This window comes from Bradyrhizobium sp. (assembly GCF_049586575.1).
GTDB lineage: Bacteria > Pseudomonadota > Alphaproteobacteria > Rhizobiales > Xanthobacteraceae > Bradyrhizobium.
The window spans coordinates 1-7807 of sequence record NZ_JBAVCF010000296.1 but is presented as its reverse complement, the minus strand read 5'-3'; the positions used below and the strand labels follow the sequence as shown (position 1 = coordinate 7807).

Below are 7807 nucleotides of genomic sequence, written 5' to 3'. Positions count from 1 at the left end.
CCTGTAAGAGTCCGGTGCGGTTCGGCCTGCCAGGCGGTTCGGCAGGACATCGCTGCGGGTCGCGATTGGTCCTGCTTAGCAAGTTCGGAGCGCTCGAAGCCGGTGGCAGCGGCCTTGCGCCCGCCTTTATCGGCGCAATTGAAGCCGGAGTACCGGTGCTTACCTCGGTCTCTCCAGCTTTCCATGCAGCGCGGCCGCGATTCGCTGCGCCACGGTTTGTCATCCTACCGGCCGACCTTGACGGGATCGAGAAATGATGGCGGTCAGTGTCGGCTGGCCAGGCGATGAAGTGATAATACGCCGATCGTCATCCAACCTTACGCCGATCAACACGTAAGCCTCCGAACTGGAAAAAAGGCCCAGCATCTCGCCGGGCCAAGTCAGAGAGGACCAACGCCTAACGTTACTTTGGAGCATTGCAACAGCTTTTGCCCGACAACATTGATCGCGCACAATATCGCCAGTCGAAGACAAGCCGCGGTCCAAGAGATAGCGGTGCCGGGCGCCGCTATGGCGGTGTTTGCCAATTCCGGACAGATTTGCAGCGCCGGGACGCGGATGTTCGTCGAGCAAAAAGTCTATGACGAGTTCACCGAGCGCGTCGGTAAGTTCGGCAACGGTTTGCGCGTCGGCAACGGACTCGATCCTGAGACTCAAATTGGGCCGCTGGTCTCCGAGCAGCAGTTGCAGCGCGTAACCGGATACCTCAGGGCGGCCAAGCAGGAAGGGGCGCGCACGATCACTGGCGGCGAGCGCTTGACGGAAGGACCGATGGCGAAGGGCTTTTTTGTTCCACCGACGGTCTTTGCCGGCGTCCGTGACGACATGCGCATTGCGCAGGAAGAGATATTCGGCCCGGTGATCTCGGCGATACCATTTAAGGATATGGATGAACTGGTGCGGCGCGCCAATTCAACGATATTCGGCCTCGGCAGCGGCGTGTGGACCCGCGACGTGAGCAAGGCACACTTCCTGGCCAAGACAATCCGCGCCGGATCGGTATGGGTAAATTGCTATCGGGCCATGGACCCCGCCGTTCCGTTCGGTGGGTACAAGATGAGCGGCTATGGCCGTGAGTCCGGCTTGCAACAGATGGAAGAGTATCTCAATGTGAAGGCGGCTCGGATCAAGACCGGCTGACTGGAGAGTTGGTTGCGACGGCTACGTGCTTTCCGGCAACAAGGCGTTCATTGTCTATAGCATCGACACCGATGACGCCGATTGAGGTGTAGCCATTCAGAAGTCGTCAAAACGGAAAGGTAGTGCGTGGGCCTTTAGTCGCTTCCAGGGTTTCCAGCGGCTAAACCCTGCCCTGCATCGATCACTCTGAGGCACAGGCATCGAACTAAAATTGCGGCGCCCGAATGGTGTGTTACGAGTGAAAAATCGGAGGATACAATGGTCAATGACACGGCACAGCGACTCGATGCCAGGGCGATCAGCCCGGGTTTTTATAAAGCGATGGCTGCGCTGCAAGGTTACGTCGATTCATGCGGTCTGGAACGGTCACTGCTGGAGCTAGTCAAAATCCGCGCTTCCCAACTGAACGGTTGCGCGTTCTGCCTAGTTATGCACACCAATGAAGCGCGCAAGCTCGGCGAAACAGACGAGCGCATGCACCTGCTCAATGCCTGGCATGAAGCGCCGGTGTTCAGCGCCCGTGAACGTGCGGCTCTGGTCTGGACCGAGGCGATCACGCATGTCGGCGAAAGCCACGTGCCGCACGACCTCTACGATGAGGCGCGTACCCAATTCTCGGAAAGGGAGTTAGTCGACTTGACCGCGGCAATAGTGACCATCAACGGTTGGAACCGGCTCGCAGTGGCGTTTCGCGCCACGCCGCAGCTCAAGAATCCTAAAATCGCAGCTTGACAGCCTCTCAGTTGGCGATTCCGTTGAATTTGTGCTTTTTTTGGCGTCGGCGTGGAAGTTGCTGATGTAAAATTCTGCGCCAGCGGCAATCCCAGGCGGCAGCGGCAGCACCGAGCACGCGTATCGTGCTGCCCGAACTCGAAGTCGGTCATGACCTGTGTCCGCGGGGACGATCTGGCCGCTCGCAGAAGTTAAGCTATATTTCAATCGTGCAGTTCGTGCATTCCCGCGCATCATTTCGGTACGAGCGTAGCTTATCTTATTACCGATCTCGATATTTCGAGGCAAAACATATATTGACAATATATCTTTGCCTACCAATATTTGATCTTGAGTGTCGGGCTTCTCAAGAGGCGAGTGTTATGAGCAACGCCGTCATTTCCGAGTTTCGCTCCAAGGACCAGTCTTGCAAGCCGGAGAGGCGACGCTTGCATGAACGGGCTCTCGGCGCGATTTGCCGTGCGCTGAACGCGGTTGGTGACAAAGTAGCCGAGGCGGGGCACGCACAGAAAATATTCGACGAACTGAATGCGATGAACGATCATGAGCTTGAAGACATTGGGCTTATCCGATCCGATATTCCGGCGGTCGTCGCAGGAACCTATCGCGGCATGCGCTCTGCGGCTTCCAACGTGATCACGCTTGATCGTCGATGCCGCGTGCGGCCGTCGGACGCAACAGCTGCATTGCCGAAGAAGCCTTCGGCCGCCTGAGCGAGACTGAAGATCATCTTCTGGCAGAGCGCAAAGTGGGCAAGATTACCGGATTTCTGGAATACGAGCGCGAGGACCGCGACTATGAGCCGGTCGAGCGGCGCATCCGCCATTGGCGCGAATTCGTGCTGCCGCTGGCGGAGCGGGACTACGTCACCCAGGCCGCGCGCTGCATGAATTGCGGCGTGCCCTATTGCATGGGCACCGGCTCGCTCGCCCCAGGCACGCCGGGCTGTCCGATCAACAACCAGATCCCCGATTGGAACGACCTTGTCTACAACGGAAACTGGGAAGAAGCGGCACGCAATCTGCATTCGACCAACAACTTTCCGGACTTCACTGGACGCATTTGCCCGGCGCCGTGTGAAGCATCCTGCACACTCAACATCGACGAAATCCCGGTCACCATCAAATCGATCGAATGCGCCATCGCCGATCACGTCATCGCGCGCGGGCTCAAACCCGAACCGCCGGCGCAACGGACAGGCAAGAAGGTCGCTGTCGTCGGGTCTGGGCCGGCCGGCCTCGCCTGCGCGCAGCAGTTGGCGCGTGCCGGGCACGAAGTTCACGTCTACGAGAAATACGTCAAAGCAGGTGGGCTGCTGCGCTATGGAATCCCCGATTTCAAGATGGAGAAGCATCACATCGACCGGCGCGTCGTGCAGATGCAGGCGGAAGGAGTCGTGTTTCATTACGGCGTCCATATCGGCGTCGACCTCGAAGCCAAGAAGCTCGTCGAGGATTACGATGCCGTGGTGCTCACCGGGGGTGCTGAAAAGTCGCGCGACCTGCCGTTGCCGGGCCGCGAGCTGAAAGGCATTCATTTCGCAATGGATTATCTGCCGCAACAGAACCGGCGCGTGTCCGGCGAAAAGGCCAATGACGGCGAGCCGATCCTGGCGACTGGTAAGCATGTGATCGTCATCGGCGGCGGCGACACAGGATCCGACTGTATCGGCACCGCGATCCGTCAGGGCGCGCTGTCAGTCACGAACTTCGAAATCATGCCGACCCCGCCGCCGCACGAGAACAAGCTCCTCACCTGGCCGGATTGGCCGGTCAAGCTGCGCACCTCGTCGAGCCACAAGGAAGGCGCCGAGCGCGAGTTCGCCGTCAACACCACGGCCTTTTCAGGCGACGACGGTGCGGTGAGGAAGCTGCATTGTGTGCGTGTCGACGACAGGTTCAAGCCGATCCCCGGCACCGAGTTCGAGATCAGGACCGAGCTCGTGCTGCTGGCGATGGGCTTTGTTCATCCTGTGCATGAAGGAATGATTAAAGGCTTGGCGCTCGAACTCGATCGCCGCGGCAATGTTGCCGCCATGACCGACGATTACAAAACCGCGCTTCCCAAGGTATTTGCCGCGGGCGATATGCGCCGTGGCCAGTCGCTGGTGGTGTGGGCCATACGCGAGGGCCGCCAGGCCGCGCACGCGGTGGACAAGTTCTTGATGGGATCGTCGATGCTGCCGACGTGAATTGGCCAACAAGATCGGCTTCCTTGTCCGAGGTAGCCGCGGGGCATCCCAACACGGGAGCGGGTCCCAGCAGCGGTCCTGGGTGCCGCGGGGACGTCAGTCGCAATGAGCCTCTCATTGCCTGCCGGCAGAGGGATCAGCGGAAACCAGCTGCCGATAGGCTAGCCCGGATGCAACGGCTCCATTGCGCCCTCCTGCTATTGAGCGCGATTACCGTGCTGGCAGCGGTCGCCGGCAGGCAAGGCATGTCCCTCGTTCCGTAACGAACACCAACCTTCAGCGGCGTGCCGCTGGACAATGCATCCGCCGTAAATGGTATGTGTTCTGTGAGCGACGATTCCCCCAATAACTAGCTACGGGTAACGCGAGATGCGCCTCACCAACTTTACGGACTATTGCCTTCGCACCTTGATATTTGTCGCCCTTAACGGCGAAAGACTCACAACAATCGACGAAATTGCCGAACACCATAGGATCAATCGCAATCACGTGGTGAAGGTGGTGTTCCGCCTCGCTCAACTCGGCTATCTGCAGACCTTGCGAGGCAAGGGTGGCGGCATCCGGCTTGCAGGCGATCCGGCGAAGATTAATCTCGGCAAGTTGATCCGCGAGACCGAGCAAGATTTTGCACTGGTTGAATGTTTCCAGACGCGGGATTGTATGTGCGTTATCGAACCAGCCTGTGTGCTGAAGAAGGCCCTGCACAAAGCCCTTGCCGCCTTTTTTGACGTTCTGGGTGAATACACGCTCGCCGATCTCCTGAAGCCGGGTCGGACTCTCTCCCAGCTCCTCGCCGTGGCGTCAACATAGGTGATGGCAGTATTCCACGAGGCCAGTTACGAGAGATGAGGCCCTACGCCAAGTGCCTTATTGAAACTCTCCAATTTCATTCGTTGCCCGAATAATCGCCGCGACAAAGGACGCGCTGATCCGCTTTTCACAGACGAACGTGGGGAGCGCGGACGGCCGCATATAAAACGTCTGAGCTGCTGATCTGTTGAGCCGACAAATCCCTCATTCCAGCGGGGAGCCTGGCCCCGATGGGTCGGGTTCGGCTGAAGACGCACTCACGTAAATCGGCCCGATGGTGTGGACACCATAATAGCCGACGCGATCAAGGACCCGCGCCTGGGCGGCTGTCGCCTTGTGGCGCACTCCGTCGCTGATGACGTACCATTCGCCGGCAACTGCCGCGCCAGCGCCGCTAAGCCACGGATAGTCGCGACCGACTGATTCCACGCGCCATTTTCTTGGCAAGTGCGGCGCAGGAGGCCATCTCGTTCGCGCCGATTGCCTCATATTGGGCGCGTGAGATTCGCGGGCCTTTAGGCGCGAGCGCGTTCATCATCGCGGCACAACTTAGGCAACAGACTGCTTCTTCCGTATTTACGTTGCAAATTAGTCGACCATGCGCAGGGTTCGCTTTGCGTTAAATCAATATTCCCATGCAATGAATGCGTCCCTCCATGCGCGATATGCTTGAACCCTGGAACAGAGTTGAGGTGAACATATATTGACAATATATCTTTACATACATATCAATCCTCGACGGATAGCAATGTCTTCCAGAGAGGCAGTGCCATGGACCCACCGTTCATCGCTCAGAGCCGTCACGATGACGCGGTTGCAGCACGGAACGTCAACGATGCTTCGGTGCGGCAAGCGAGAGCACCGACAGAAACACGGACACTCGATGATGACTATGCTTGCAAGCAGCGGAATAGTCCGGCGCCGCTGGACCGGAAACTTATCCGAGCGATTGCCGATTTAGACAATTAACATGGACACTCCGAGCTTCCCGCCAATGAAGCGATCGCCGCATGCGGGAGCACTCGCACGTGCTGGTCGGGCCCTGAGACGGCTCCGCCACAGAATGGCGGAGTGCTGTCGCAACCGCCGCGGCTACCAAGAACTCGCTGCCATGAGCGATCTTGAGCTTGAGGATATCGGAGTTAGCCAGACGGATATCGATGTCATTTTCGCGGGCAGATATGACAGGGCCGGGCTGGATTCGATTATGCCGGATCGACGCGATGAATCGCAATCAGCGGGCAAGGCGGCGCCGTACAAAAGAAATAGCGGGAACGCCAGGAGCCAGCGATGACCTATGTCGTTACCGAAAACTGCATCAAGTGCAAATACATGGATTGCGTCGAAGTCTGTCCGGTGGATTGCTTCTACGCCGGCGAGAACATGCTGGTGATTCATCCGGACGAGTGCATCGATTGCGGCGTTTGCGAACCGGAATGCCCGGCACAAGCGATCAAACCCGACACAGAGGACGGGCTGGAGGATTGGCTCAAGCTCAACCGAGAATATGCGGCGACGTGGCCAAACCTGACCGCCAAGGAATCGCCGCCTGCTGATGCCAAAGAATGGGACGGCGTCCCGGATAAGCTCGCGCACTTCAGCCCAAACCCGCATGACGAGCAATCAGAGCGGAAGGTTTCGCTGCCGCAGTCAGCAACGGAGCCAGCGGAATAAATCAAATTCATCCAAGCAGCGCCATTTGGAGTGAGTGAGCATCATGGATACGATCAAGCCGCTTTTCACTGCCAGCGCCACCGCGGTCGGCGGACGCAACGGCCATACCGAGGCCACCGACGGCTCGGTGCGCGCCGCCCTTTCGGTGCCGAAGGCGATGGGCGGACCCGGCAAGCCCGGCACCACAACGCCGGAGCACTTGTTTGCCGCCGGCTATGCCGCCTGCTTCGGCGGCGCGCTCGACTTCGTCGGCAAGCAGCACAAGAAGGATGCAAGCAAGGCGCGTGTCACCGCCGAGGTATCGATCGGCCCGCGCGACGGCGGCGGGTTCGGGCTTGCGGTCAAGCTCAAGGTGGAGGATGCGAGCCTGCTGCGATCCGAGTTGGCGGCATTCGCCAAGGAAGCGCACGAGAAGATCTGTCCCTATTCGCACGCCACGCGCAACAATGTCGACGTGCAGATCGAGGTCAAGAGCGCCTGACCAAAAGAAGATAAGCCCTGTCGTTGATACGTTGACGACGTCTGATCGTAGAAGGTGTATCGCGATTTTTAGGGCGCGGCGCAACAGCAGGCTCGAGGGGCGACGGGCGAGATACCGCATTGCTCACATTCGTAGGAGCCCACTATGTCTATGACGCACACAAGCTCCGCCGGCGCCGCGAACGACCACGCCATACTGAGCGGATGGCGCCGCTACGTCTATTCGACGAATCACAAAGACATCGGCACGATGTATCTCGTCTTCGCGATCATCGCCGGCACGATCGGCGCCTCCCTGTCGATCGCGATCCGCGCCGAGCTGATGTATCCCGGAGTCCAGATTTTCCACGACACCCATGATTATAACGTGGTTGTCACCTCGCATGGCCTGATCATGATCTTCTTCGTGCTCATGCCGGCCATGATCGGTGGCTTCGGCAACTGGATGGTGCCGCTGATGATCGGCGCGCCTGACATGGCGTTCCCGCGCATGAACAACATTTCGTTTTGGCTCCTGCCGGCGTCATTTACGCTGTTCTTGATCTCGATGTTCGTCGGCGGCGAACCGGGTACCAACGGCGCTGGCACCGGATGGACGCTTTACGCCCCCTTGTCGACCTCAGGACATCCGGGCCCGGCGGTGGATTTCGTCATCCTGTCCATTCACCTGGCCGGTGCCTCATCGATCCTCGGCGCCATCAATTTCATCACCACGATCTTCAACATGCGCGCGCCCGGCATGACCATGCACAAGATGCCGCTGTTCGTATGGTCCGAGCT

Annotated in this window: 10 protein-coding genes and 1 pseudogene; 10 read left to right on the top strand and 1 reads right to left on the bottom strand. The window is 58.9% G+C overall.

Annotated features, from left to right (window positions below):
• From WB528_RS11540 to WB528_RS11515, 6 genes and pseudogenes are all read left to right on the top strand, one after another.
• Positions 1 to 257, top strand: a 257-nt coding sequence (locus tag WB528_RS11540) for a DUF2478 domain-containing protein (RefSeq protein WP_423888542.1), incomplete at its 5' end; no start/stop codon positions are given.
• A 229-nt stretch (positions 258 to 486) separates the two neighbouring features.
• A pseudogene (locus tag WB528_RS11535) lies at positions 487 to 1140 on the top strand (aldehyde dehydrogenase family protein); the annotation flags it as partial.
• A gap of 258 nt (positions 1141 to 1398) precedes the next feature.
• On the top strand, positions 1399 to 1872 hold the full coding sequence (locus WB528_RS11530; protein WP_423888541.1) for a carboxymuconolactone decarboxylase family protein: 474 nt from the start codon (positions 1399 to 1401) through the stop codon (positions 1870 to 1872).
• Between the two features lie 125 nt (positions 1873 to 1997).
• Positions 1998 to 2585, top strand: coding sequence for a DUF1127 domain-containing protein (locus tag WB528_RS11525; RefSeq protein WP_423888540.1), 588 nt, complete (start codon positions 1998 to 2000; stop codon positions 2583 to 2585).
• A gap of 35 nt (positions 2586 to 2620) precedes the next feature.
• Positions 2621 to 4063 (top strand): glutamate synthase subunit beta, encoded by a 1443-nt coding sequence (locus WB528_RS11520; protein WP_423888543.1) that lies wholly within the window; start codon positions 2621 to 2623, stop codon positions 4061 to 4063.
• 369 nt (positions 4064 to 4432) lie between these two features.
• Positions 4433 to 4873: an Rrf2 family transcriptional regulator gene (locus WB528_RS11515; RefSeq protein WP_423888539.1), complete on the top strand. Its 441-nt coding sequence runs from the start codon at positions 4433 to 4435 to the stop codon at positions 4871 to 4873.
• A gap of 204 nt (positions 4874 to 5077) precedes the next feature.
• On the opposite strand, the gene WB528_RS11510 is transcribed toward WB528_RS11515, so the two are convergent.
• Entirely contained in the window at positions 5078 to 5302 is a 225-nt protein-coding gene (locus tag WB528_RS11510; protein ID WP_423888538.1) for a hypothetical protein, read from the bottom strand.
• A gap of 682 nt (positions 5303 to 5984) precedes the next feature.
• On the opposite strand from WB528_RS11510, the gene WB528_RS11505 reads away from it, so the two are divergent.
• From WB528_RS11505 to WB528_RS11490, 4 genes are all read left to right on the top strand, one after another.
• On the top strand, positions 5985 to 6167 hold the full coding sequence (locus WB528_RS11505) for a hypothetical protein (protein WP_423888537.1): 183 nt from the start codon (positions 5985 to 5987) through the stop codon (positions 6165 to 6167).
• Positions 6164 to 6547, top strand: coding sequence for a ferredoxin FdxA (gene fdxA / locus WB528_RS11500; RefSeq protein WP_423888536.1), 384 nt, complete (start codon positions 6164 to 6166; stop codon positions 6545 to 6547). The genes WB528_RS11505 and fdxA overlap by 4 nt, the downstream gene beginning before the upstream one ends.
• Before the next feature lie 43 nt (positions 6548 to 6590).
• Positions 6591 to 7028: an organic hydroperoxide resistance protein gene (locus tag WB528_RS11495; RefSeq protein WP_423888535.1), complete on the top strand. Its 438-nt coding sequence runs from the start codon at positions 6591 to 6593 to the stop codon at positions 7026 to 7028.
• 144 nt (positions 7029 to 7172) lie between these two features.
• Positions 7173 to 7807 (top strand): cbb3-type cytochrome c oxidase subunit I (locus tag WB528_RS11490; RefSeq protein WP_423888534.1); only part of this gene is annotated, 635 nt, incomplete at its 3' end.

What these genes read in the sequence shown, in the direction of transcription:
- WB528_RS11530 (WP_423888541.1), top strand. Translation starts at nt 1,399, where the DNA reads ATGGTCAATGACACGGCACAGCGACTCGATGCCAGGGCGATCAGCCCG.
- WB528_RS11515 (WP_423888539.1), top strand. Translation starts at nt 4,433, where the DNA reads ATGCGCCTCACCAACTTTACGGACTATTGCCTTCGCACCTTGATATTT.
- WB528_RS11505 (WP_423888537.1), top strand. Translation starts at nt 5,985, where the DNA reads ATGAGCGATCTTGAGCTTGAGGATATCGGAGTTAGCCAGACGGATATC.
- fdxA (WP_423888536.1), top strand. Translation starts at nt 6,164, where the DNA reads ATGACCTATGTCGTTACCGAAAACTGCATCAAGTGCAAATACATGGAT.
- WB528_RS11495 (WP_423888535.1), top strand. Translation starts at nt 6,591, where the DNA reads ATGGATACGATCAAGCCGCTTTTCACTGCCAGCGCCACCGCGGTCGGC.